Source organism: Leptospira limi, assembly GCF_026151395.1.
In the GTDB taxonomy this organism is placed as follows: domain Bacteria; phylum Spirochaetota; class Leptospiria; order Leptospirales; family Leptospiraceae; genus Leptospira_A; species Leptospira_A limi.
In genome coordinates this window covers 2,264,277-2,289,131 of the sequence record NZ_JAMQPV010000001.1, presented here as the reverse complement: position 1 = coordinate 2,289,131, position 24,855 = coordinate 2,264,277, and the positions used below count along the sequence as shown (strand labels likewise).

Annotated in this window: 27 protein-coding genes; 13 read left to right on the top strand and 14 right to left on the bottom strand. The window is 39.1% G+C overall.

From position 1 onward, the window contains the following. Positions 1-14: 14 nt before the first annotated feature. Complete coding sequence (gene guaA, locus ND812_RS10540; protein ID WP_265375415.1) at positions 15-1,814, bottom strand: glutamine-hydrolyzing GMP synthase; 1,800 nt, start codon at positions 1,812-1,814, stop codon at positions 15-17. 42 nt (positions 1,815-1,856) lie between these two features. Between guaA and queF the strand changes: the two genes are divergently transcribed. From queF to ND812_RS10525, 3 genes are read left to right on the top strand one after another with little or no spacing between them, the layout of a single operon-like run. After that, the gene (queF, locus tag ND812_RS10535; RefSeq protein WP_265358008.1) at positions 1,857-2,258 is read left to right on the top strand and encodes a preQ(1) synthase; all 402 of its coding nucleotides are present in this window, start codon (positions 1,857-1,859) and stop codon (positions 2,256-2,258) included. Beyond that, a complete protein-coding gene (locus ND812_RS10530) occupies positions 2,259-2,516 on the top strand; it encodes a SemiSWEET transporter (RefSeq protein ID WP_265375414.1) in 258 nt (85 codons plus the stop codon). Further along, the gene (locus tag ND812_RS10525) at positions 2,513-2,731 is read left to right on the top strand and encodes a ferredoxin (protein WP_265375413.1); all 219 of its coding nucleotides are present in this window, start codon (positions 2,513-2,515) and stop codon (positions 2,729-2,731) included. Before ND812_RS10530 ends, ND812_RS10525 begins: the two co-directional genes overlap by 4 nt. Positions 2,732-2,755: 24 nt before the next feature. Here the strand turns inward: ND812_RS10525 and ND812_RS10520 are convergent, their stop codons facing one another. The 7 genes from ND812_RS10520 to ND812_RS10490 all read right to left on the bottom strand — a co-directional run bounded on the left by ND812_RS10520 (position 2,756) and on the right by ND812_RS10490 (position 9,671). Further along, on the bottom strand, positions 2,756-4,144 hold the full coding sequence (locus ND812_RS10520) for an alkaline phosphatase family protein (protein WP_265375412.1): 1,389 nt from the start codon (positions 4,142-4,144) through the stop codon (positions 2,756-2,758). Positions 4,145-4,253: 109 nt separating this feature from the next. Continuing rightward, positions 4,254-5,279, bottom strand: coding sequence for a flagellar motor switch protein FliM (gene fliM, locus ND812_RS10515; RefSeq protein ID WP_002974265.1), 1,026 nt, complete (start codon positions 5,277-5,279; stop codon positions 4,254-4,256). Further along, entirely contained in the window at positions 5,276-6,262 is a 987-nt protein-coding gene (locus ND812_RS10510) for a hypothetical protein (RefSeq protein ID WP_265375411.1), read from the bottom strand. Before ND812_RS10510 ends, fliM begins: the two co-directional genes overlap by 4 nt. A gap of 73 nt (positions 6,263-6,335) precedes the next feature. Continuing rightward, positions 6,336-6,935, bottom strand: a complete 600-nt coding sequence (locus ND812_RS10505; protein ID WP_265358011.1) for a hypothetical protein — start codon at positions 6,933-6,935, stop codon at positions 6,336-6,338. Then, entirely contained in the window at positions 6,932-7,759 is an 828-nt protein-coding gene (locus ND812_RS10500) for a peptidylprolyl isomerase (protein ID WP_265359366.1), read from the bottom strand. Before ND812_RS10500 ends, ND812_RS10505 begins: the two co-directional genes overlap by 4 nt. A gap of 56 nt (positions 7,760-7,815) precedes the next feature. Beyond that, positions 7,816-9,246: an argininosuccinate lyase gene (gene argH / locus ND812_RS10495; RefSeq protein ID WP_265375410.1), complete on the bottom strand. Its 1,431-nt coding sequence runs from the start codon at positions 9,244-9,246 to the stop codon at positions 7,816-7,818. After that, the gene (locus ND812_RS10490) at positions 9,243-9,671 is read right to left on the bottom strand and encodes a heme-binding domain-containing protein (RefSeq protein WP_265358013.1); all 429 of its coding nucleotides are present in this window, start codon (positions 9,669-9,671) and stop codon (positions 9,243-9,245) included. The genes argH and ND812_RS10490 overlap by 4 nt, the downstream gene beginning before the upstream one ends. Positions 9,672-9,766: 95 nt before the next feature. On the opposite strand from ND812_RS10490, the gene ND812_RS10485 reads away from it, so the two are divergent. From ND812_RS10485 to ND812_RS10475, 3 genes are all read left to right on the top strand, one after another. Then, positions 9,767-10,222 (top strand): NfeD family protein, encoded by a 456-nt coding sequence (locus ND812_RS10485; protein ID WP_265375409.1) that lies wholly within the window; start codon positions 9,767-9,769, stop codon positions 10,220-10,222. Positions 10,223-10,315: 93 nt separating this feature from the next. After that, positions 10,316-11,236, top strand: a complete 921-nt coding sequence (locus ND812_RS10480) for an SPFH domain-containing protein (RefSeq protein ID WP_100726922.1) — start codon at positions 10,316-10,318, stop codon at positions 11,234-11,236. Between the two features lies 1 nt (position 11,237). Then, positions 11,238-12,158 carry an SPFH domain-containing protein gene (locus tag ND812_RS10475; RefSeq protein WP_100726697.1) on the top strand — a complete coding sequence of 307 codons (921 nt, stop codon included), beginning with the start codon at positions 11,238-11,240 and terminating at the stop codon, positions 12,156-12,158. Between the two features lie 9 nt (positions 12,159-12,167). Here ND812_RS10475 and ND812_RS10470 read toward each other — a convergent pair whose 3' ends face one another. The 3 genes from ND812_RS10470 to fliN form a co-directional block, all read right to left on the bottom strand. After that, positions 12,168-12,644, bottom strand: coding sequence for an RNHCP domain-containing protein (locus ND812_RS10470; RefSeq protein ID WP_265375408.1), 477 nt, complete (start codon positions 12,642-12,644; stop codon positions 12,168-12,170). Between the two features lie 191 nt (positions 12,645-12,835). Next, entirely contained in the window at positions 12,836-13,291 is a 456-nt protein-coding gene (locus ND812_RS10465; protein WP_265375407.1) for a GNAT family N-acetyltransferase, read from the bottom strand. Between the two features lie 41 nt (positions 13,292-13,332). Continuing rightward, positions 13,333-13,851 (bottom strand): flagellar motor switch protein FliN, encoded by a 519-nt coding sequence (fliN, locus tag ND812_RS10460; protein WP_265375406.1) that lies wholly within the window; start codon positions 13,849-13,851, stop codon positions 13,333-13,335. Between the two features lie 86 nt (positions 13,852-13,937). On the opposite strand from fliN, the gene ND812_RS10455 reads away from it, so the two are divergent. From ND812_RS10455 to ND812_RS10440, 4 genes are all read left to right on the top strand, one after another. Beyond that, positions 13,938-15,188, top strand: coding sequence for an AAA family ATPase (locus ND812_RS10455; RefSeq protein WP_407658539.1), 1,251 nt, complete (start codon positions 13,938-13,940; stop codon positions 15,186-15,188). Between the two features lie 122 nt (positions 15,189-15,310). Further along, the gene (fcpB, locus tag ND812_RS10450; RefSeq protein ID WP_265375404.1) at positions 15,311-16,144 is read left to right on the top strand and encodes a flagellar-coiling protein FcpB; all 834 of its coding nucleotides are present in this window, start codon (positions 15,311-15,313) and stop codon (positions 16,142-16,144) included. Positions 16,145-16,162: 18 nt separating this feature from the next. Then, positions 16,163-16,654, top strand: a complete 492-nt coding sequence (locus ND812_RS10445; protein WP_265375403.1) for a zinc ribbon domain-containing protein — start codon at positions 16,163-16,165, stop codon at positions 16,652-16,654. Positions 16,655-16,657: 3 nt separating this feature from the next. Further along, positions 16,658-17,374, top strand: coding sequence for an RsmE family RNA methyltransferase (locus tag ND812_RS10440; protein ID WP_265375402.1), 717 nt, complete (start codon positions 16,658-16,660; stop codon positions 17,372-17,374). Here ND812_RS10440 and ND812_RS10435 read toward each other — a convergent pair. Then, entirely contained in the window at positions 17,364-18,938 is a 1,575-nt protein-coding gene (locus ND812_RS10435) for a hypothetical protein (protein WP_322113689.1), read from the bottom strand. The two genes, ND812_RS10440 and ND812_RS10435, sit on opposite strands and share 11 nt — an antisense overlap. A gap of 180 nt (positions 18,939-19,118) precedes the next feature. Here ND812_RS10435 and ND812_RS10430 point away from each other — a divergent pair, with 180 nt between their 5' ends. Genes ND812_RS10430 through metW form a run of 3 tightly spaced genes read left to right on the top strand, consistent with a single transcriptional unit; the run spans position 19,119 to position 22,181 of the window. Next, positions 19,119-20,423, top strand: a complete 1,305-nt coding sequence (locus tag ND812_RS10430) for an O-acetylhomoserine aminocarboxypropyltransferase/cysteine synthase family protein (RefSeq protein ID WP_265375400.1) — start codon at positions 19,119-19,121, stop codon at positions 20,421-20,423. A 7-nt stretch (positions 20,424-20,430) separates the two neighbouring features. Then, entirely contained in the window at positions 20,431-21,567 is a 1,137-nt protein-coding gene (gene metX / locus ND812_RS10425; RefSeq protein WP_265375399.1) for a homoserine O-acetyltransferase MetX, read from the top strand. Further along, entirely contained in the window at positions 21,564-22,181 is a 618-nt protein-coding gene (gene metW, locus ND812_RS10420; RefSeq protein ID WP_265375398.1) for a methionine biosynthesis protein MetW, read from the top strand. Before metX ends, metW begins: the two co-directional genes overlap by 4 nt. Positions 22,182-22,197: 16 nt before the next feature. Here the strand turns inward: metW and ND812_RS10415 are convergent, their stop codons facing one another. Further along, positions 22,198-23,163, bottom strand: coding sequence for an Lcl C-terminal domain-containing protein (locus ND812_RS10415; RefSeq protein ID WP_265375397.1), 966 nt, complete (start codon positions 23,161-23,163; stop codon positions 22,198-22,200). Between the two features lie 423 nt (positions 23,164-23,586). Next, complete coding sequence (gene ilvA, locus ND812_RS10410; RefSeq protein WP_265375396.1) at positions 23,587-24,819, bottom strand: threonine ammonia-lyase IlvA; 1,233 nt, start codon at positions 24,817-24,819, stop codon at positions 23,587-23,589. Positions 24,820-24,855 lie beyond the last annotated feature (36 nt).

Here is a 24,855-nt window from a genome sequence, read left to right as displayed (position 1 = left end):
TTAAGACAAACTTCCTATTCCCATTCAATGGTACCTGGAGGTTTGTGGGTAAGATCATACATCACAAGAGAGATACTGGGAAGGTTTAACAATTTGTTAGTGATCTGAGACAAAATGTTTCGGTTCATTTGGTAAAAATTGGCAGTCATCGCTTCAGTAGATTCAACAGGTCGTAAAACCACTCCATAGGAATTTTCACGTAATCCAACAGGAACAAGCACAACTGGCATCTGCCAAATTTCATTATGGATCGATTCTTCATAAAGGATTTGGTTTACAATTGCATCTGCTTCTCGCAAAATATCTGCATGATCTTTGTCTAACGAAAGTTTTGTGTAAAAGAAATCTTTATCAAAATGAGTGATACCTGGGGCAAATACCACACGATTGATTTCTTTTTTGGTATTGGTGATTTCAACAGACAATTGGTCGAGTTCCATCCAATCGGAAGTAAAATCACTGAGCACCGCACAGTGAGCATAACTCCTTTGGTCTCCCTGAACACCAACAGATAGAATCGGTAAAATTTGAATCTCTGCTTTTGGAAACTTATTCTTCCAGACACCAAAATCGATGTGGGGAGGATTTGTCTTCGGACTTGCGATCATACGTACCACAAGGCCAGGCCCAGGGAAAGGGTGGCGTTCGATCCATCGTTCTGGCAGCCCAAGTTTTCTACCCAAATCCCTGACTTCGTCTTTATAAAGGTCCGCAATTGGTTCTACAATTTTTCCTTCACGGATGAGTGCTTCGATTTGGGGCACACGGTTGTGGTGGGTTTTGATTTTATGAGAATGTTTGGTTCCACCAGACTCGATGGTATCTGGGTAGATCGTCCCTTGACCAAGTAACCAATGTTCGGCGTCAAGTCCTAGAGAGTTTGTTGCTTTGCCTTGTGCTTCTAAGAATAAATCTCCAACGATCCTTCTTTTTTTCTCTGGTTCAAATTCGTTTTGTAAGTGACTATAAAACACCTCACTTTCATCCCAAATGGTAAGGTCAAAACCCACTTGGTGCAAATTGTCCATCAGATCTTTTACTTCGTTTTTCCGCATAAACCCTGTATCGACAAGGAGTCCCTTGACACGGTCTTTCCCAAGAGCTTTTGCAAGGAGTAAATAGGCAACAGAGGAATCCACTCCTCCTGATACGAGTAAAAATACATTTTTGCCAGCTGGGACTTTTTTTTGTAGGGTTTGGATTTGTTCTTCTAAGAACTGCGATATACTCCATGTAGCAGAAACACCACATAACTCTACAAAGTTTTTGAGTAAAATTTCCCCTTCTTCTGAATGGGTTACCTCAGGGTGGAATTGGATCCCATACAGTTTTTTGGAAGAATGGGAAACAAACGCATAACGGCAGTGATCCGATTGTGCGATCACTTGGAAATCATTTGGAAGCCGAACCACCTCATCTCCATGGCTCATCCATACTTTTGTTTTTAACGATAATGATTTTGATAATTCTGAATTAGCATTTTCGATCTCTAGAATGGCAGGTCCATATTCTTTTGTGTTGGCGGAAACAACCTCTCCTCCAAGGGCACGCATCATAAGTTGGTGGCCATAACAAATACCTAAAACTGGAACAGAGGTGTTAAAAAACCCAGAGGGTAATTGGGGTGCACCTGTCTCATACACACTACTGGGTCCACCAGAAAGAATGATCCCGGCATAGGATTCGTAAACAGACAATGGTTCTTCGTTGGAAAGGATTTCTGTATAAGCTCCGAGTCTGCGAATACGGGAAGCAATGAGGTGAGCATACTGGCCGCCGAAATCGACGACTGCGATTTTTTTATCACTTTTCATGGGATGGTTCCAAAATATTTTTGTTAATGTCGGGGTAAACAAATGTCGGAAAAAAAATCAGAATCTTCTTACGAGGACAAACAGGACCATATCCCGTCTTGGACCACCCCTCCCATTGAGTGGTTTGCCAATGTCTATGCTGGCCGAGAGTACAATATCGAATTTACCATTCCCGAATTTACGGCCGTTTGCCCAAAAACAGGACTTCCGGATTTTGGAACCATTTTCATCGAATACATCCCCAGAGAAAAATGTGCCGAACTAAAATCCCTCAAAGAATACATGATGTCCTACCGGAATGTAGGCATTTTTCATGAAAATGTGGTGAATAAAATCTTGGAAGATTTTGTGAAGGCTGTGGACCCCATTTATGTCAAAGTGATAGGTGATTATAATGTTCGAGGTGGTGTCAAAACCGTCGTAAAACGAGAGTACAAAGCATAAATGGATAACTTAATTGGGTATGTGGCAGCTTTTTTAACTACGGTCTCTTTTCTACCACAAGTCCTTCGTGTTGTCATGACCAAACAAACTAGGGATATCAGCCGTAATATGTACATCATGTTCTTTTTCGGTGTCGTGTTATGGTTTGTTTATGGAATTTTAAAATCAGATTTTCCGATTATCCTCGCAAATGTAGTCACTTTATTTTTTGTAACAATCATTTTATACTATAAACTCAATGAAGGGAAAGAAACATGAGAAAGGCTTATGTAGACAAAGACAATTGTACTTCCTGTAACCAGTGTGCAGATAATTTACCTAAGTACTTTATGATGGATGAGGATGATTTGTCCCAAACCCATATCGGCGGAGAAACGATCAACGATGCAATGATCCCTGACGAAGACGAAAAAAAAGTCCAAAAGGAAATGGATGAATGCCCAGGGGAATGTATCCACTGGAAAAAACACTAACCAAATCTCAGAATCATTTTTAGATCAGGGTTTTGTGGGAACACTTGGCCCTTTGGTTTTCCTTTCTTTCAAACCTAACATCTCTTTTACGATAAAAAATACATCTTTTACAGATTGAAACTGATGTTTTTTTCCAGTTGGATCATAGACAAATCCTATCGTTTTCATTTCTGGATTCTCATTCCAATACCCATGGCCATGGATTTTACTAGGTGATGTTTGGAACAGATCCCCTTTTCTTGTCCCACTAAAAAATAAGTTTTCTTTGGTTCGGAGGATTCCCAATGCTCGTGGATGGATTTGGGATCTGATCTTTTGATTTGTATTGTCACCGACAGGAAATGTTTCGGCTATTGGCAAACTTGTAAAATCCAACCATTCAGCACCTGGACAAGAATTCGTAATTTCAGTGACTAGATTTGTAATGGTTTCTTTTGGAAGAGTTACATCGGCTCCTGGTAAGAGGATCGAGATTCCACCGGAACTTTTAAATGTAAGAGTGTAAGTACCAGTTTCATCATTGATGTATCCTTTTTGTTTTAGGAGTACATTGGGTGCACAGACTGACACAGCAGAATGAAACCCGTGATCTGATACAATCACAATGCTCGGACCATTATTAGTAAAAGCTCCTACACTTTCTAAGAAAGTAAAAATGGCCGTGTCAATTTCTGCCAATCGTGCCAAAGCCTTTTCGGAACCGGGTCCAAAACCATGTTGCATGGAATCCAAATCAGTCGTATAAACAAACATTAAATGTGGTTTTTTGGTTTGGAAAAGCCAAGTAGCTGTTTTTAACTTCACTTCATCTTTTGCAACATCGTTTAACGGAGATCCAACGGCAACCTCGGCTTCCTTATGTAAACCCGTTGTGGAAATCACACGGAGAAGTTTATCATCCTCGGGTATTTTTTTCCTCCAATACTGGGGAAGGTTCGAATTGATATTTGCCCCAACGGTAACAGGCCAAAATACATTCGCAGTTGTTTTTTGATTTTGTTTTGCGAGATCCCAAAGAGTTGGCACTATAATGTCTTCTGCATACCACATCCATCCCCCATCATTTTTTTCAAAAGGATCGGACAATGTATTATTGAAAATTCCATGTTCCCCTGGATCCTTCCCAGTCACCATTGAGGTATGCGCGGGATAAGTGACAGAAGGATTGACTGTTTCTATTTCCGAGACTCCGTATTTCTGGAAAAGTCCGACTAAATGGGGAAAATAGGAATGGTATTTTGGATTTGTCCAATAGTAGGAAGGAAACCCATCGATAGAGATTACAATCGTTTGGCGAACAGAGCGGATATGTCTGGCATTATAATCTATTTTCTGATGTTTTTTCGGCCTTGCGTCTAAAGAATTAACCTCACCTATACTGAAAAGTAGATGAATCAAAAAAACAAAAATCAAACTATTCCTGAACGAATGTCTCAATGCGAACTTCCAAACCAATGGATCCAATCCAATGTGGTGATTCAAAAATTTGGAAATTCGCATGATACGTGTTTAGCGAAAATGATTAATATTCTTGTTCGGAACGAGTGGAACCGAGGAGTTCGTCAGGAATGTCCTCTATACTATCTCCAATTTGGATCGCGAGGCGATTGCCAACACGTCCAGGTGTTGCTTTGAATTTACTCCGATCGCCCACTTTGACCATTAAATCAGTTTTGATAGGTGTGTTTTCGAGTTTGATCACATCACCTACATGCAAATTCATAAGATCATTTAAGGAAATGTCAACACTCCCAACTTCCGAAATCAGAGGGATTTTCACTTGGTCGAGTCGCTCTTGGATGACTGCTCGGTTTTCGTCAACCTCCCCTTTTCGAATAGAGGAATACCAATACTGGGCAGATAGTTTATTGATGATCGGTTCAATCGTGATATAAGGAATACAAAGGTTTGTCATCCCTTCTACTTCCCCTACTTTTGTTTCGAGGGTAATTAATACCACCATGTCATTCGGAGGAACTACCTGTGCGAACTGTGGGTTTGTTTCAATGTTTCCAAGCCTTGGGCGTAAGTCAATCACCGTTGACCAAGACTCTCGTAAGTTTCCAAGGATCCTAACAATGATCCCTTCCATAACCGATAACTCGATATCAGAAAGTTCCCGATTGACTTTTGAAGACTCTCCCTTACCACCAAACAGACGATCAATGATTGTAAAGGAAATTGAAGGGTCAATTTCTAAAATGGCAGACCCTCGGAGTGGATCCATATTGATAACAGCAAGTGTAGTGGGATTCGGAATGGAACGAATGAATTCTTCGTATGTTAACTGGTCAACCGAAGCTACGTGGACAACAACTAATGCTCGTAACTGTGCAGAAAGACCAGTGGTTGCCAAACGGGCAAAGGTCTCATGCATCATCTGTAATGTACGAATCTGGTCTTTTGAAAATTTATCCGGACGTTTGAAGTCGTAAATTTTGACTTTTTTTTGTTCCCCAACAGATGAGTATTCATCTTCCGAAACTTCGCCGGAGGAGATGGCATTTAACAGGGCATCAATTTCATCTTGGGAAAGGATTTCCGTCATTTTTTTACCTTTACGAGTAAGTTTTTAATCTGCCAAAATCCAACACGGTTTCCTTCTTCTTGTCGCAAGGTGTATATATATTCGTACCTTGTTTTGAACCGACCCATCATTCTCTCTACATACACTTGCACACGTGCATCTCGTTTGGAAGGGAAGTCAACACTCATGACTTTAAAGTATTTTAACACACCTGATGGTGATTCCGTCAAATATTCTTTAAAATCTTCAATGATCGTTTCTCTCTCGCCAACACTCGCTTCTGCATATGCACTGCTATACCTGTCATACGCTAAGATGTATTCCGAAAAATCGATCCATTTAAAATGGTATTCCCAACGTTTTTTCATCTCAGCACCGAGGAATAAGAATATAATTTCTTCAGGAGAAAGGCCACCGTTTTCTGTGATTTGACGGTTTACTGATTCCTTTTTGATTTGTTTGGAATTTTGGAACAAGAATCCAACTGTATTTTGTGACCTTAAAAATGCCGATTTATCTTCCGTATAATTGGGATAAAAATACCCGGTGATGTAGAATTTTTGGTCTGGCAAAAACTGGTAGTACTCATCCAGATAAATGGTTTTGGAAAATGACTCATTTCTGTGGAGACTAATCTCTTTATTCTCATCACCAACCAAGTTTACAATCGTAGTTCGCCTTTTTAAAATTGGGTCTGGAAAATCAGGTTCCTCAATCGGTGTGAGGATTCGATCGTTTTCATCCTTCACGATGATTTGGAAGGAATAACGAAAATCAAAGGATGGGAAAATCCTTACAACTTCCTTACCTGTATTTGTAACCGTAAAGGTAAGTGGAATTCTCTCCCCTGCTTCATAACTTCTTTTGGTGAGAGTCAAGCTTATCTTGGATTGGAGAGCGACAAAATTATCAACCCTTTCCCCCCTCGCATCTCTGTCAGGGAATGCAAAAAGGGTCTCGGAAACCAAGAATCCTAATAAAATGAAGGTTTGGAAAGAGCGCATTCACTATTCAATTTCGGCAAAGGAGGAATTTTCCGAAAGAAAATTTAGTGGATTTTCAACCCCCAAGGAGTGCTTAACTGGTTCCCATTTTTGCTTCATCTAGGATATAATCTGCGATTCGAATCAGACGGACCATGACGGAACCCAGTTTTTTGTATTGGTAATAGTTTTCCCTTTGTTTATCCAAATGAGGTTCGACAAGGGCAACCGTCTTTGAGGCCAATTTTAAGTTTTTGATTTCATTATCAGTCACTCCATAAAGATTTGCTTCCGAAACAAATCGATTGAGTTCTTTCACCAAACTTTCATCCGTTAAGTCTTGTATTTCAAAAACCTTTTCGATTTTTAAAATAAAATCAGTAAGTGTTCGTTTGATTTTTGCTTCTTCTTCTGTTGGTCTTTTTTTTGAAGTGATCTGGTTTAGGGATTCGTATTTTTCAAGAGCCGTTTCATATAAATGGTTCATCTTGGACTTTTGTCCTAAAATGAAACTGATAAAACTAAGCAAACCAACAAACGTATCTGGGTATTTATTGATCCCACCTATTTCGTCCAAGGCATTGGCAAAGGCTTCCTCATTATGAGGAACAGTCATAATAAATTTTAACACAGGTTCCACGGAAGAACCTGATGTATACTTTTGGATTACCTCTATGCCTTCTAAGTAGTTCATTGTCTTTTGTCTATGACGAGAACCTTACGAATTGTGGTTTGGAGATTCCCTTTTTCAATGATTCGATCCAGGACATCATAACCAGTGACCAAAAATCCAAACACCGTATGGAGTCCATTTAGGTGAGGAGTATCTACTTGGTTGATAAAAAACTGAGAACCGTTTGTATTGGGTCCCGCATTGGCCATAGCAAGTGCTCCCCGAGTTGCTTTTTTACTCGGTAACACTTCATTGAATCGATAGCCAACTCGGTATAAAACTTCTAACACTGGGAGTTCCATTGCTTCCTGGTATGCTTTTTCAACCTCAGTTCTTTTTTCTTCGAATTCTTGGCGTGATTTGATATTAAATTCGGACAACACTACCCTTTGTAATTGTGATTGGTATTCAGGTGCATCTTTGATTTTGAGTTTGTCTAACCCGAGAGCCTTCCCATTGATTTCATCTTCAAATTGAAATCCAGGTCCACCCGTTCCATCCCCTCTAGGGCATCCCCCTTGGGCCATAAAATTTTCGATCACTCGGTGGAACTTTAAACCATCGTAAAACGGGCGTCTTTCGGAACCTTTTTCCGTTTTAAAATCTTTTTCCCCTTGGGCAAGATCGATGAAATTTTGAACTGTTTTAGGAGCCGCTTGGTCGTAAAGCTCAATGACTAAGTCACCTTGTGTTGTTTGGACCACGGCGTAAATGGCAGGTTTTTCTGGAAGTTTAACGGTAGTTTGGTCGGCTCGTTTGACTAAAACTTTGGTTGGTGAGTATGCCAAAGGTTCGTATGTGATTTTTTTAAACGTCTGGTCACTACAAAAAGCAGTTTGGCTCATAAGTAGGAATAAAACGGAAAGGGATTTTAGATGAGAAATGGAAACTCGATTCATAACTATTTTTTACCTTTGGATTCTATCGCCTTTAATTTTTTGGTCAATTCGTTTAACTTGGCTTTGGCCTTTTTGATCTGTTCTTTTTGACGAGGGAGAGCTGTGCCTCCATAAACATCTTTTTTATCACAGGAGGTCTCAAGTGAAATGGCAGCATCATAACCAGGGTCAGTGAGGACTGCATGGATTTGCCCCCTTTCCCCACTAGGGATTGTGAATAAATCCACGCCTTTTGCAGAACAATGTTTCACAAGTTCTCCCACAATCTCATGGGCAGAACGGAAAGGAATTCCCTTGCTACTCACAAGCCAATCAGCTAGGTCTGTGGCAGTGGCAAATCCATTCCGCAAACTCCGAGTGGCATTCTCAGGGAAAATTTGAATCCCTTCCACCATATCCCGAATCCCTTCCGTACAAATTTTGATTTGTTTAACGGTGTCAAAAAGAGGGAGTTTATCTTCCTGGAAGTCGCGGTTATAGGATAAGGGAGTTCCCTTTAACATAACCAATAGGTGGTTTAGATTACCGATCACTCGCCCTGCTTTCCCACGAATGAGTTCGGCCACATCTGGATTCTTTTTCTGAGGCATAATCGATGAACCTGTCGTTAGGTGGTCAGGCAATTTAAAATAACTAAATTCTTGTGAAGTGTATAAAATGATTTCTTCACAGAACCGGGAAACATGGATCATAAATTGGGAAGAGGCAAATAAAAATTTAAAAATATGGTCTCTTTGGCTTACTGCATCCATTGAGTTCTCAGACAATCGGTTTAAGTTTAAATCTTTTCTTAAAAATTCTCGATCGGTTTCATAATTGACCCCAGCCAAAGCACCTGAGCCTAACACGAGTTCATCTGCTCTATCATAAGCTGCTAAAAAATCTTCGAAGTCTCGTACGTTGGCCCAAAAATGAGCTAAAAAATAATGAGAGGCTCGGATGGGTTGTGCAATCTGTAAATGAGTGTACCCAGGGATAATTGTTTTTACATGAGATTCTGCTTTTTTCACCCAAACTTGTAACAAATCGAATACGAGAACCAAAATGGATTGAATTTCTGATTTGATATACAAACGAACATCTTGTGACACTTGGTCATTACGACTTCTGCCTGTATGGAGTTTTTTCCCCAAGTCTCCAAGAAGTTCCGTTAGGCGAGACTCAATGGACATATGAATGTCTTCATTTTCCATTTTAAATTCAAATTTACCTGAATCCATTTCCTTCAAGATTTGATTGAGTCCAGTTTCGATCTTTCTTTGTTCCGACTCGGTAAGGATTCCGATTCGTTTTAACATACGAGAATGGGATATGGAACCAACAATGTCATGTTGGTAGAGTTCTTTATCAAAACTAATAGATTCACCAATTCGAATCATAAGAGAAGAAGGTGGGGCATCAAATCGACCACCCCATAATTTTTTTTCCTTCATTCCGATTCCTCACTGAATTGGTTTGCCCAGTTTTTTAAAACCTCTTTGTCTTTCTCGGATAACTTGGCACTTGGGTGCATCAAACGGTAATCGATAGGTGGCATTTCCCCTTCATCCACTTGTTCCCAAACTTCATATATTTTTTTGTTTTGTTTTCGTTCTGGCAATTTCCCAAATTCAGAAAAATTCAATTCTTCTCTTCCTTCGGTCACATGGTTTGAGACCAAATAGGAAACTGGAAACACATAGGAATAAAAAGGCCAAGTGGTTTCATTCGAGTGGCAATCGTAACAACTTCGTTTTAGAATTTGTTTCACTTCATCAGAAACAACAATTTCAGATGTTACTGGTGGATTTTCTCTGGGTACAGGAAACAGTTGGAAAAATAGGAAAACAGATAAAAGAAGGTACAATATTCGTTTCACACTAGACAGGTTCTTTGCCCTATCACATGAATCAAAGTATTATTTTTCTTGCCATGAACTGATTGGAACTGTCTACTTCCTTAAAGGATCACACATTGGATTTGATTTTGGCAAACACAGCTTACTTATGGATTTTAATGGGAATCGTTCTCCTCTTTTCTGAATTCCTTTTGCCTGGAACCTTTGTGATGTTTTTAGGAGTTGGTGCCATTTTTACTGGTATCCTTTCCCGTTTGGTTCCCATGGAGTTATATACCGAAGTCATCATTTGGGTGGTTTCCAGTTTGATTTCGATCCTACTTGGTGGATCCCTCATTAAAAAGTTTTTTAAATCAGAATCAAGTGTGGATCCTTTTATCCAAGATGATTATCTAAACCAAATTGTACCTGTTGAAACTGATATTTTGGTGAACCGCCATGGCGGAAAAATCCGTTTCCAAGGGACTGTTTGGGATGCAATTTCGAAAGATTCAAAAATCCCAAAAGGGGAATATGTAAAGATTCTCTCGCGTGAGAATTTGACTTTCACTGTCGAAAAAGTAGAATCATAAAGCCTACCGTTCATTTTTTTTAAGGGTATTCAAAAAAACCCTTTTCTCTTTCGAAAGTCCATGTACCGTCTCCAAGTCACAAAGGAGGAAACAATGGGCGCAACCGTCATCGTTGTCTTTTTGGTAGTAGTTTATATCATCAAAAAAACAATCATCATCGTACCAGAACAAAGTGTTTTTATTAAAGAAAGATTAGGTGTTTTAAATGGAGTTTTAAAATCGGGGTTTTATTTTATGATCCCATTTGTCGACCAAATTCGTTACAGACAAAACCTGAAAGAACAAACCATTGATATCGATCCACAAGTTTGTATCACAAAAGACAACGTATCCGTAGAAGTAGATGGAGTTTTGTATCTAAAAGTCATCGATGGTGAAAAGGCTTCTTACGGAATTGATAACTTTATGTTAGCAACCACCCAACTTGCACAAACCACACTTCGCTCTGAAATTGGTAAGTTGATTTTTGATAACTTACTGTCTGAAAGAGATGAAATCAATGGTCGAGTTGTTTCCAATATTGACAGAGCCACAGACCCTTGGGGTATCAAAGTCACTCGTTATGAAATCCGCAATATCACTCCACCAAAACAAATTTTGATTGAGATGGAAAACCAAATGAAATCAGAACGGGAACGCCGCGCTGAAATCACCATTTCACAAGGAGAAAAAGAATCTCGAGTCAATCATTCCGTTGGCGAAAGACAAGAATCTATCAATATCTCCGAAGGGGAAAAAATCCGTTTGGTGAATGAAGCAGACGGTCGTGCACAGGAAATCACACTCATCTCCAACGCAACTGCAAAAGGCCTTCAACTCATCTCAGAAGCCATTAGTAAAAAAGGCGGAAAGGAAGCTGTGAGTTTACAAATCACACAGGAGTATTTGGATGCCCTCGGTCATATCTTAAAAACATCCAAAACAACTGTGGTTCCAGAAACCTTAGCCAATATCGGTGGAGTGTTCGAAGGGCTTTCCAAAATCACAACTAAAATCCCACAGGTAGGAGAATAAAATGGAATTTGTTTATTTAGCATTTTGGGCCGTTGTTGCCATCTATCTGATTTATAAAATCTTCCGATGCATTCGTATCATTCCTGCACAAGATGTTCTCATTGTGGAAAGGCTTGGGAAGTATTCTCGTTCCTTACGAGCAGGGTTTCATATCCTCATCCCGTTCATTGATCGAGATGCGTATTACCACACATTAAAAGAACAATCAATTGATGTCCAACCTCAGATTTGTATCACACATGATAACGTCCAAGTAAAGGTGGATGGTGTGATTTACTTAAAAATCATCGATCCAGTGCGTGCCTCTTATGGAATTGAAGACTTTCAATTTGCTGCCATCCAACTCGCACAAACAACAATGCGTTCGGTGATTGGAACTATGGAACTTGACAAAACCATCGGGGAAAAAGATTTAATTAACTCGACCATTGTTGCAGCGATTGACCAAGCATCAGAACCTTGGGGGATCAAAGTGAATCGATACGAAATTTTAAACATTGTTCCACCTAAATCTGTGTTAGATGCCATGGAGAAAGAGAAAAAAGCACAAATTGCAAAACGTTCCCAAGTGCTTTTATCAGAAGGGGAAAGAGATGCTCGTATCAACCGCTCCCTCGGTTTCAAAGAGGAAGCAGTGAACAAATCGGAAGGGGAAAAACAACGAAGGATCAACTCAGCAGAAGGAAAGGCAACAGAGATTGAAGCTTTGGCTGTCGCTACTGCCAAAGGGATTGAAGCCATAGCCGGTGCCATTTCCGACCAAGGTGGTGCTTCGGCAATCAAACTGCAAATCACCAAAGCCTTTATCCAAAACTTCTTACACGTAGCCAAAGAAAGTACGGAAATTCTCATCCCAGCAGATGTGATGAATTTACCAACTCTCATTGCCAACCTAACAGAAGCCAAAAAGCCAAAGGCATAGTTTTATCGTCTAACCAAATGATTCCGGTGGATCTTCCACCGGAGTTTCAGTAAACAATCGAAAACTAGGTTTAGCCATGGCTTGTGCTGCAAGTGACACAAGTAAAGCTTCATTGTCATCAGGTCCAATCCGATTGGCATGAATTACCCCACAACCTTTACAACGGTGTAAAATCACCCATTCTCCCTTTCTTACCCAAATGGAAATGGCTTCCATTTTACTCCCACAGATCGCCGCTCTATCACCAGGAGTGTTGTCCAAGTGAAGGCTTGTGAGGCAATTGGGACAATGGTTTCTTTGCTCGGTTCCAAAGCCTGGAGGGAATACCATTTGTTTGCATTCCACACATCTGAATTCTTCCGTATCCGAACGAAACCGGTGAGATTTTTTTTTGACATGAGAAAATGAGGTTTCCTCGTCTTCGTCTTCAAAACGTTTTTTCTTAGAAATTTTTTGGAAATTCGTTTGGTCAATATTACGTGACATACCCAGTTTTTGCGGCAAAACAAAAAGGGACACCAAAACAGTGGATGAGAGGGAATAAACCGCCTGCGCGAAGATAGCCGCCTCCTAATGTAATTTAGGCGGGGTATCCAAAACAAGATCACCGTTTTGGCGGTCTACACAATGGCTAGAGTTAACATAGAATTACAAACTGTTCGGATTGAGAATTGCCGTCAAGGAGAATCCTTTGTCAATTTTTTACAAAGGAAATAACAATTCTGACCTTCTGGATAATTGGGAATCAAGCCTACTTCTTCATACCCAAATTTGGTATAAAATTTGGGAGCTTGGAATCCAAAGGAATACCCAAATACCAAATTTGCTCCCATTCGTTTTGCCTCTGTTTCAATCTCTTGCAGGAGTTTAGTTCCTAAATCCTGTCCCCGTTTTTCTTCAGCAACCCAAAGTAATTGTAAATTTAATCCTTTGAAGAAGAGATAACAAAGAGAGGCTGCGATGAGTGTGTCCCCTTCTTTGACTAAAATGGCAAAAAATTCTTTTGAAGCGAGAGACTCATCCCCTAACTTAGAGATGCTGTAATCATGTAAACGTTTCCAAAGGTCTTCTTGTAAAGATTCTGAAGGATTGGTGATCCTTTCGATTTCGTATTCGAACTTATTTGTTTCCAATGATGAAACATCCTTTCCAACTTAAAATGAAATCTACGGGTTTATAAAAAGGCAGGACCACCCAAACGTTCCATCGGATCCACAATCTGGGTGATTTGGATTCCGTAATAATCATCTAGTACGATCAGTTTCCCTCGTCCTACAAGTTTTCCATTGGCAAGGATATCGAGTTCTTCCCCAATGTTTTTGTCGAGTTCGACAACTGTCCCTTCAGTGAGTTGTAAAACATCTTTGATGAACATTGTGGTTCTACCAAGTTCAATTGTCAGTTGTAAGGTGACATCTAGTAAAAGGTTGAGGTTTGCAGTATTATTACCTGAACTGGATTGGGCTTTTGACTGTCCTCTTGTTGGAGCTGGGGTTGCACTTGGTCCTAGGGCTGCTGCAATGTCAGCAAAGGAAGGTCCATTGTCATCTCCTCCACCACCTCCGACTAAAGCATCCAGGTCGTCGAGTCCACCGCCACCTCCGCCAGAACCACCACCCGCAGGTGTGCTCCCGCCGCTAAAACCACCGAGTAGCGCGTCTATGTCTTCTTGTGATAGTGAACCTTCACCCATAATCCTACAACCTCTACAATGTATTCGTCGGAGGAAATCAAAATCCTTCCTTGAAAAAAAAGCCAATCTTCCCTATTTTGTTCCTTATGTCCAATTCCACCCCTGCCTTGGATTTTTTTAAGGCCAAAGACCTATTTGCCGCAGAGTTAAAACAGGCAAATTACCAATTTGTACAAGAAAAAGAAGAAACCATCTTTCGGTTCCGCCAAAATGCAGTGGGAAAGGAAAAAATCCTAGATTGCCTGGGGATCGTTCGGAACTACATTGAAAATTTCCGCATTTATAATTTTGAAGAAGGATACTTAAGTTTACAGACATTAGGTGACAACTTATTCGAACCACAAAAAAATTTATCGGCGAGATTTCGCATTCGTTTTTCGTTTAAATCGGATCTCAAAGTGGAATGTTCGAAGTTAGGTGATTTTTCCACAAAAGAAATACAAACCATCATCCATTTGTTTCAATTTTTGAAATTGGAAGGAGGTACAACAAAAGACCCTAGGTCTATTTTGGAACCCCTTGGCGTGGAAGTGTATGACCCCATTTTAGAGAAAGCAAAAGGGAATGATTTAGGTTTTGATTCTGTTTTTGGGTATGATTCTGTAAAAGAACAAATCTTAGAAAGTTTGGTTTTCCCCCTCAGACAACCAGAACCATTCCTTGAAATCACTAAACTCACACGTATGAAACCTACAGGAAACCTCCCAAGGGCTGTATTATTTGAAGGGGAACCTGGAGTCGGAAAAACCAGCATGGCAAAAATCGTTTCCCATCTTTGTGGTGTGCCCATGGTCTATGTTCCCATCGAATCCATATTGAGTAAGTACTATGGAGAATCTTCTCAAAACCTGGCGATGGTGTTTGATGCATCCGCCTTGTTTCCAAAGTGTATTTTATTTTTAGATGAAATTGATTCCCTTGCAACTTCACGAGAAGACGGACTTTTTGAAGCCACAAGGAATTTACTGAGTGTTTTACTGCGAAAACTGGACGGTTTTGCAGAAAAAACAGGCACCATCACCATTGGGGCAACCAATCGTAAAGAGGACCTTGATTCTGCCCTTTTGTCTCGTTTTGACAGAAAAATCAAATTTCCCCTTCCAAACCGAGAAGAAAGGACTAAAATCCTGGAGGGATATGCAAAACAATTGGACCACAAGGAAAGGGAACAGATTGCAGATTTGTTAACAGGAGCCTCAGGGAGGAATTTGAAGGACTACTGCGATTATGTGGAAAGGCGATGGATCACCAAAAATTGGAAACATTTGGAACAGTTGACCGCCCCAGGATTGCCATTTTATTTGGAATCCTTTCCAGATTTTGGATGGAAACTCTAAAAAGAGAGAGATTCGGCTTCAATCTTATTCAGGATTTTACCGATACTATTTACAGGATATTTGTTTACGCCCATGGGACGTTCCTTGGTATCCTCAAATTAACCTTTTAGGAAGATTCGGACATGAAAATAAAATTAATTCTCCCCATTTTACTACTTAGCATTGGGGTTTTCGCTCAAACTGGTAGTTCAGAAACTGGCTCTACTTCTGCAGGAATCGATCCTTCTCAATCAGGGAAATCGATGGCTGATACAGAAAAAGAACTCGATGATAATATCTCTGAAGTGAACAAACGCCTTCGCCTTCATACTGTTCTTTTCAAAATGAAAGTAAGAACTCTTCCACACAAAACTGTGTTGTACAAAGGAAAACCAAGTGCAGACGGAGAACGTTGTGAACTAGCTGATAAACAAGAAGCACAAGATAACACTTGTTTGCACCTTGAAGTATTTGATTTTGTTGGAAGTGAAGATGGAAAATCTTCTAAAAACTTAGGTGCAAAATTCAAAAAAATGGAACTTTTTTTTGAAGGATCTAACAACGCAGATCCAGATCCAAGAAAAGAACAACCACGTAACCTTACAAAGGTGAGAACTTACATTTACCAAAACAATTTTGTTTTAGAAGATAAGATTATTTCTGTGATTGCTGACGTTGCTCCTAACGGTGATCCAGCACATAATGATAAAATTGAATTGTTTTACCAACATGATGATTATCCAGTTTGGGGAACTCCAGAAACACCTTCTGAAAAAGGAGTTGGTAAATACATTCTTTCAAACGTGGAAAACACAAAATCAAACCCAATCCGAAATAATTTTAAAAAACAATTTTATTTCAAAAACCTAGATTATTTTGATAAACTATTCACAAAAATCTTTGATTATAATGATCGTGATTCAAACAAACATTATAAGAAAAACGTTGAAGCATTGAAAAGTTCTTTGAAATACTAAGAACATACAGGTTCTTAATTGAATCGCGTAAAACAATGTCCGAATTGTTCCACGATGTTACGGTTCCCTGTTACGCAGGGAACCATTTTGGTTCAATGTCCCGTCTGCTCTCACCGATTTACTTTTGATCCGGAAATAGAACAAGAAGACAGTTTCAGTGTAAGTGAAGTAGAAATCCCCTCTTTTCAATTTAAACCAACATTCCAAAATTATAAAGATCTAATTTTTGATTTACTGTATGCTCCGATTGATTACCTAAAATCAAAACGAGGGAACAATAAAAAAGAAATTCCATGGATACCAATTCTCCTCTTTTCCATTCTGTTATTGTATGTTTGGAAATGGTCAATTGCAGGAACCAATCCAGACAGACAGATAAATAAACAAGATCCATTTTTCCAAGAAGAATCACCGAAAAACTTCCTACCTGATTTTGAAGGACCACCTGTCGAATCAGAGGAAGAAGAAATATTACCTTCAGAACCCAAAAAACCGAGTATTGAGATTTAAATTTTGAATTGGATACTGATTCAAAGGGAAGAGTTACGTATTAATGAATCAGTAACCCTAACGGACGAACGCCATAACCATATCAGGACCATCTTAAAAAAAAAACCTGATGAAGAGGTTCAGGTTGTGATTCAGAACGAAGGGAATTATATGTTTCGAGTCCTTCAAATCACGGAAACTGAATCAATCCTTATCAAAAAAGATTCCCTTTCGCGAACATTAAACCCTTTACCGATCCACTGTTTTTTCTCGTTACCTAGACCACAGACTGCAAAAAAAATCTTTCACCTAGCGGGCGCATACGGAATCAACTCGCTTAGTTTTTTTGCGACGGAAACAAAAAACAAAGAATATTGGACTTCACCCGTTTACACAAAGGATTGGAATCAGTGGGTTCATACAGGTATGAGCCAAACAGGGAATGTACACTTTCCAATGATTCAGTTTGGGCAGAAACAAAATTGGAAAAAGTATCTGGAAACTTGGGATGGGAACATCATTGTGATGGATCGCATGGGGGAACTTGATCTCAAAACCTACAAAGAACCTTTGGATCATTTGCAAAACACTCTTTTTGTTTTTGGTCCAGAATCAGGTTGGAATGAAGACGATATGAAATTTTTTAATGAGTTACCATACAAAACAATGACATTAGGGAATATCAATCTACGAACAGAGTTTGCTTTCTCATCTCTATTGTATTTTTTGTTTAGAAACTAATTCCACCAGATACAAGAAATCGAATTTCATCGATACTCAGGAAGGTCTTTTCACTCGAGTCCAGATAGTACTTACGATAATTTTGAAGCCTTAGGACAATGGGGCCAAATGCTTTAGAGATTTCAGCTGCAGCTTGCGTATTATTATCCATTTCAAAAGCTTTCCCTTGCGAATCAAAACCTTTCTTTGTATAATAAAAGGACATGAGAAAAGAAGAACCTAAAGGAATATAGGCGGCAGCAAACACACGTTTGTTTCCTTTGATTCCATAATCTTCCACAGCAAATTCAAAACCAAGATGATAAAAATTCACATAAATTGTATGATAATAACCAGTCACTTTTGCATTGGATTGGTTTTCTAAATATTCATATTTTGGACGGATTGGAGCTGAAACTGGAAATTTTTGAAATCGTTCCACTTCATAAAAACTATCAAAATACATGGGAGCATAATTGGCAGTCATTTGGCGAAACTCAGGTTTCAAAATGACATTCAGATCCTTTGTCCCTAATCGAAAGATCGAACCATAGTGGGCACCTTGTGCACCATCCAATCCTTTGATTTTATTAAAGTCGACATAAGGTGTAAATTCAACGAACGGTAGGTTCAGTAACCTATATTCAATGTCCATTCCCTCAATGGAAGCTCTCGTTACTTCAGTTGTTTTTGGGTTGTCTAATTTTTTCTCTGTTACAGGAGAACCATTGGTGTTGTAAGCCATTTGAACAGGCGCTTGTCTATCCCAGGCTTGTGTATAACCTATTGTCAAACGGTTGTACCATGGGTCATTGTCGACAAGTTCCATACGAGAATCTTTACTGACAGGTCGGATTTCTTTTTTGCGAAGTTCTTCTGCTTTTTTCTTTTGAATTTCTTCAGCACCAGCTTCTTCTTCTACACTGAGTCGCCCCGATTCATCCAGAACATTTCCTCTTAAGTCCATTAGATACACTAGATCTGCTGATTTATCAAATAAAGAATATAATGATCTTCCTATCGCAAGTGGTTTGATATAAACCCTTGCTGCATTCACTTCAAAATTTACAACGGAATTTGCGAAATATTGAACACCACCATAATCAGTATTCAAATCTGCCATCACACCAGGGTTATAGGAATCAAAACGAGATGAACTTTGGTATTTATTAACGATAGTACCATGTCCAATGTATCCATCTACCATCTTACCAGTATAAGCTGAATAGGTTACCTTTCCTGGAACTTGTTGGTTATACGTTCCATACGAAATATAATTGAGAACCCTTGCATAATCATTGCGGCTATTGTAATCCATTTCACGGATTTTACCAGCTTTACTCTCTAACTGAAGAGGTTCTTTATCCACTGCAAGAACATTGATCGGAAGTGAAAAAGAATAACCAAATTGGCTACCATGATTGAAGGTAAAATTGGGAGAGATGTATCCATAATAATCTTTCTGGAAACTCGAACCACCAGCATCAAATTGGACAGCGGAGGCACGTCTTCCCTCTGTACCAGTGGGAACCCATACTTGGGCGATGAGGGTTTGTGTTACTAGAATTTGTGTAACGAGTCCCAAACAGAGATAACGACAAATCTTACCCACGATATGTTCATTATCGTATGATCTTCCCTCGAAAATAAGAAATAATCTATTTTGGCAGCGTCCAATAAAGCAGAAATTAATTCTATTTTATTGGAGATTTTATTGACAAATGAGAATGCATGAGAAAACTAGGCGATACCATCGGGGGAATCTATGCCACGCCAATACAAACCAGAAACCATCGCACTCCACGGAGGCCAAGAACCGGACCCAACCACAACGTCCCGTGCCGTGCCTTTATACCAAACAACATCCTATGTTTTCAAAGACACAGACCATGCAGCGAGATTATTCGGTCTCCAAGAGTTTGGAAATATTTACACACGACTCATGAATCCAACAACTGATGTGTTAGAAAAACGTGTTGCTGCTTTGGAAGGTGGTGTTGCTGCTCTTGCGACAGCTTCTGGTCAAAGTGCTGAGATGTTAGCACTTCTTAATATTGTGGAAGCTGGCCAAGAAATCGTCGCCTCTTCTTCGTTATATGGAGGAACCTATAACCTACTCCATTATACATTTCCAAAAATGGGAATCAAAGTACATTTTGTTGATCCTTCCAATCCAGAAAATTTCAAAAAAGCATCCAATGACAAAACTCGCGCTTTTTATGCTGAGACTTTGGGAAATCCAAAATTAGATACGCTTGATATAGCTGCTGTTAGTAAAGTCGCAAAAGAAGTGGGAGTTCCACTTATCATCGATAACACAATGCCTTCACCATATCTCGTCAATCCACTCAAACATGGGGCAGATATCGTAGTTCATTCCCTAACAAAATTCTTAGGTGGCCATGGAACATCAATTGGTGGTATCATCATTGATGGTGGAAGTTTTAACTGGGGGAATGGGAAATTTAAAAATTTCACAGAGCCAGATCCATCTTACCACGGATTGAAATTTTGGGATGTGTTTGGAAAATTTGAACCATTTGGTGGTGTCAACATTGCTTTTATCTTAAAAGCACGTGTCCAAGGTTTACGTGACTTAGGGCCTGCCATTTCTCCATTCAATGCTTGGCAAATTTTACAAGGGGTGGAAACTCTCCCACTTCGAATGGAACGCCATTCCCATAATGCACTCAAGGTAGCTGAATTTTTACAAAAACATCCAAAAGTGGAATGGGTGAATTATCCAGGCCTTCCTTCTGACAAAAACTACGCGACTGCGAAAAAATACCATGAACGTGGATTGTTTGGAGCAATTGTAGGTTTTGAAATCAAAGGTGGTGTGGATAAAGCTAAAAAGTTCATTGATGGACTCGAACTCTTTAGTTTACTTGCTAACATCGGTGATGCGAAATCATTAGCGATTCACCCAGCATCAACAACACACCAACAGTTAACCAGTGAAGAACAAATTTCTGCCGGTGTGACTCCAGGGTTTGTCAGACTCAGTGTTGGTTTAGAAAACTTGGATGACATTCTAGTAGACTTAGAAGAGGCATTAAAAAATATCTGATAATACTATGCCTACTTCCGAAACAAATGAATTTTTTCACGGATCCGTAGGTGTCGTACAGACAAACATTGTTACGTTTGAATCGTTAACTCTTGAGGGGGGTGAAACCATCACTCCTCTTGAGATTGCTTATGAAACTTACGGTACTCTCAACGAAAAAAAAGACAATGCCATCTTAGTATGCCATGCCCTTTCTGGGGATGCACACGCTGCAGGTTTCCATGAAGGTGACAAACGACCTGGTTGGTGGGATTATTACATCGGTCCTGGCAAAGCGTTTGATACAAATCGTTATTTTATTATCTCTTCAAATGTCATAGGTGGTTGTAAGGGATCGAGTGGGCCATTGAGTTTCAATGGCAAAACAGGAAAACCTTTTCAATCCACTTTTCCTTTTGTCTCCATTGGTGATATGGTCAATGCACAGGAAAAGTTAGTCCGCCATTTTGGAATTCATAAATTATTCGCAGTTGCTGGTGGATCAATGGGAGGAATGCAAGCCTTACAATGGTCAGTTGCTTATCCCGATCGTTTAAAAAACTGTATCGTCATGGCGTCTTCTTCCGAACACTCTGCTCAACAAATTGCTTTTAATGAAGTAGGAAGGCAAGCAATCTTATCTGATCCCAACTGGAACCAAGGTTTGTATACCCAAGAAAAACGACCATCAAAGGGGCTCGCCCTAGCTCGTATGATGGGTCATATCACCTATCTCAGTGATGAGATGATGCGTGAAAAATTTGGTCGTAAACCTCCGAAAGGAAATATCCAATCTACTGATTTTGCAGTGGGCAGTTATTTGATTTACCAAGGCGAATCCTTTGTTGATCGATTTGATGCCAATTCTTATATTTATGTTACAAAAGCATTGGACCACTTTAGTTTGGGTACAGGGAAAGAACTCACAAAGGTATTATCGAAGGTTAGGTGTCGTTTTTTAGTCATTGCGTATACTTCTGATTGGTTATACCCACCTTATCAATCGGAAGAAATCGTTAAGTCATTGGAAGTAAATGCAGTTCCAGTGAGTTTCATTGAACTGAATAATCCCGCAGGGCATGATAGTTTTTTACTGCCTAGTGAAGAACAAGATTCTATTTTGAGAGATTTTTTAAGTGCAACAGATGAAGGAGGATTCTTTTGAATATCCATACAAATGAAGCACTTGGTTTAGACTTAAAAAATAGACCTGATATATCTTACATTGCAAATCTCATCAAACCTGGTGAAAGGGTTTTAGATTTAGGATGTGGGTATGGTGAACTCATGTTGATTTTAAAAAACAAAGGAGTTCGTGTACAAGGGATCGAAAAAGACGATAAATGTATCATCCAATGCGTAAAAAAAAGCTTATATGTCCACCATGGAGATATAGATGATGGATTAAAACATCACCTAGACCATAGTTTTGATTTTGTTATCTTAAACCAAACCATCCAACAAACATTAAATCCAGGAGACATCATTAAAGAATGTTTGCGTATCGGGAAACAAGTGATCATTGTGTTTCCCAACTTTTCCCATTGGCAAATCAGAACTTCGATTTTGATAAGCGGAAAAACACCCGTAACGGATTTAATGCCCTTCCATTGGTATGACACTCCCAACTTACATTATCTTTCAGGAAAGGATTTTGAAGATTTTTGTGAGTTTGAACGTATCAAAATCTTACACAGAGCATTTTTCAATCGTACTCGCCAAATTAAGTTATTTCCTAACTTATTTGCAACACTTGCTCTATTTGTCATTCGAGCATAAAAGAATCTACTGCGATTCATTCAGAAACACATCTTACATACGCAAATTGATCTTTGTTGAGGTATGACTCATTTCCAGGATTAAAATTGATCATATAAGCCTGTATATCGCCTCCAGCTGGAAAGGTTTGTGAACTCCAATAGTTATCAGCGATTGTTCCTGGAAATAAAATTGGATCTGCTGTGGCACCTGGATATTTTGTTGCATCTCCCACAGTTAAACAACCATCTTCTCCTGTGATTACTCCAGTGTTAGTTGCACTACAACGTATGATAGAAAACATTTCTGTATATAAAGGCAGCCTCCAATTAGACTGGCCGTAACGCTTCGAATTTCGACTGTTAAGGCAGGCCGAAAAAATAGGACCTTTATCTACTAGAAAAGAATTATTTCCACCATTACAAGCGTTAGGATTGGTTGTTGCATTGTATCCTTCCCCTGTAGTGCAATAATTCAAAGCAGTTGCAGTTCCAATTGAACAGTCTCCATTACCAATCCCTGTGCCATTTCCTTCAGGATTCCAACTAGACCCAAATGTACATCGGTCCCATAAAAGTGTTTTTCCTAAAACAACAGTTTTGGCGAAAGGACAAGTAATTAGCATATTGGTTTGATTGGTTCCGTCCCAAACACCACGATCCCAAACAATACAATGAAGGTTGTCTGGCTGAGAAGAAATTTGAATGTCGAAGTATTTTGGGGATGCAAATACGGTCATGGAAAAAGAACCATTTGCACTGATTGAAACGGAAGTTCCATCAGATGAAGATACAAGTTTTAATGAATTTTGATACAATCCTGACACTCTACCTTGGATGACAAAAATACGAGGATAAGCTACAAACCATTCTTCTAGAAATCTGGTTCGCCAATATTCCTTCGTAAAAGGATCTCCAGCATTGTGTTTCCAATCCAAATTGCAGGATAAAAAATAAAAACAAGCAAATAGTATATTATAAAATAGATAATTTTGGCAATTCATTCAAGAAAACACATTCTACTCGAAATTCCAGGAAATAAAATAATGAATGAATTCACAATGAAAGATTTTTAATTGTAAAATTGTTTTTGTGATAAATTATGCTATGGCTCATGGACTCGGTAGGTATAAAATCCCCGCCCCATTTGAACTGGGTGGGGTTATCCACCCGCCACCCAATACGACCTATCTATCACAAAACACAAAAAATCGAAACCACAACTTGGTTCACTCAAATTTTTTACGTATAAAAGTTCATGTTATTGTAAAAAAACCCGGCAATCACTCCGGGTTTCTTAGCTGTACGGCGATCAAAGGATCATTTCATATATCGATCTTTTCGAAAATTCCTTTAGGAAATTCATTCGAAATAGGAAAAATGATTTGGTAAGATTCACGATTCCAAAATTTGAAAACATCTTTATTCTAAATTAAATATTCAAATAGATTTTCATCTTCATTGATGACGGTAAAATTTAATCTGTATTCTTTCATCCGATCTAATAAACTTTGGAAATCATCTTTTGATTTTAACTCAATACCAATGAGTGCGGGTCCAGATTCTTTATTGTTCTTTTGGATAAACTCAAAACGAACGATATCATCATTTGGTCCTAAGATTTCATTTACGAATTGTTTGAGTGCACCTGGTTTTTGTGCAAATCGAACAATAAAATACTGTTTTAGACCTTCAAAGAGTAAAGACCTTTCTTTGATTTCTTGCATCCGATCGATATCATTGTTTCCACCACTTAAGATACAAACAATCGTTTTACCTCGAATTGTATCTTTGTAACCATCTAAGGCAGCGATACTGAGAGCACCGGCAGGTTCGCTCACAATGGCATCTAAATTATAAAGATTTAAAATTGTCGTACATACTTTTCCTTCTGGAATTAAGACCAAATCACTCAAAACAGATTGGCAGATTGGAAACGTAAGATCCCCTACTTTTTTGACGGCAGCACCATCAACAAATTTATCGATTTTCTCTAATGAAATCGGTTTTCCCACTTTTAATGCCTCTTTCATGGAAGGTGCACCCATTGGTTCTGTTCCAATTATCTTTGTGAGTGGTGAATGTATTTTAAAGTACGAACCTACTCCAGCACATAAACCTCCCCCACCAATTGGTAAAAACAAAAAATCAACATTAGAAAGTTTATCTAAAATTTCTTTTCCAACAGTTCCTTGCCCTTCCATGATTTTTTGATGATCAAATGGTGGGATAAACGATCGATTCCTTTCCTTCGCAAATCCAATTGCTTCCTTTTGGCATTCATCAAAAGTATCACCGATAAGTTTGATTTCAATAAAATCACCACCAAACATGCGGACTTGGTTTATCTTTTGTTTGGGCGTAACTTCTGGCATATAAATGACTCCGAAAATTTGAAGTAATTTACAGGAATACGCAACTCCTTGTGCATGATTGCCAGCACTTGCACATACAACTCCATTTTTTCGTTCCTCCAAAGTTAAACTTTGGATCATATGATAAGCCCCTCTGATTTTATAGGAACGAACAACTTGTAAATCTTCTCGTTTGATATACACCTGGGCGCCGTACAATTCAGATAATCGAGAATGAAATTGTAATGGTGTTTGATGGATGATTGGTTTTAAAATCTGATAAGCAGTGTCAATCTCTAAAGTCATCGGTGCCAATTTTATCATCCATTCAAAACAAAATTT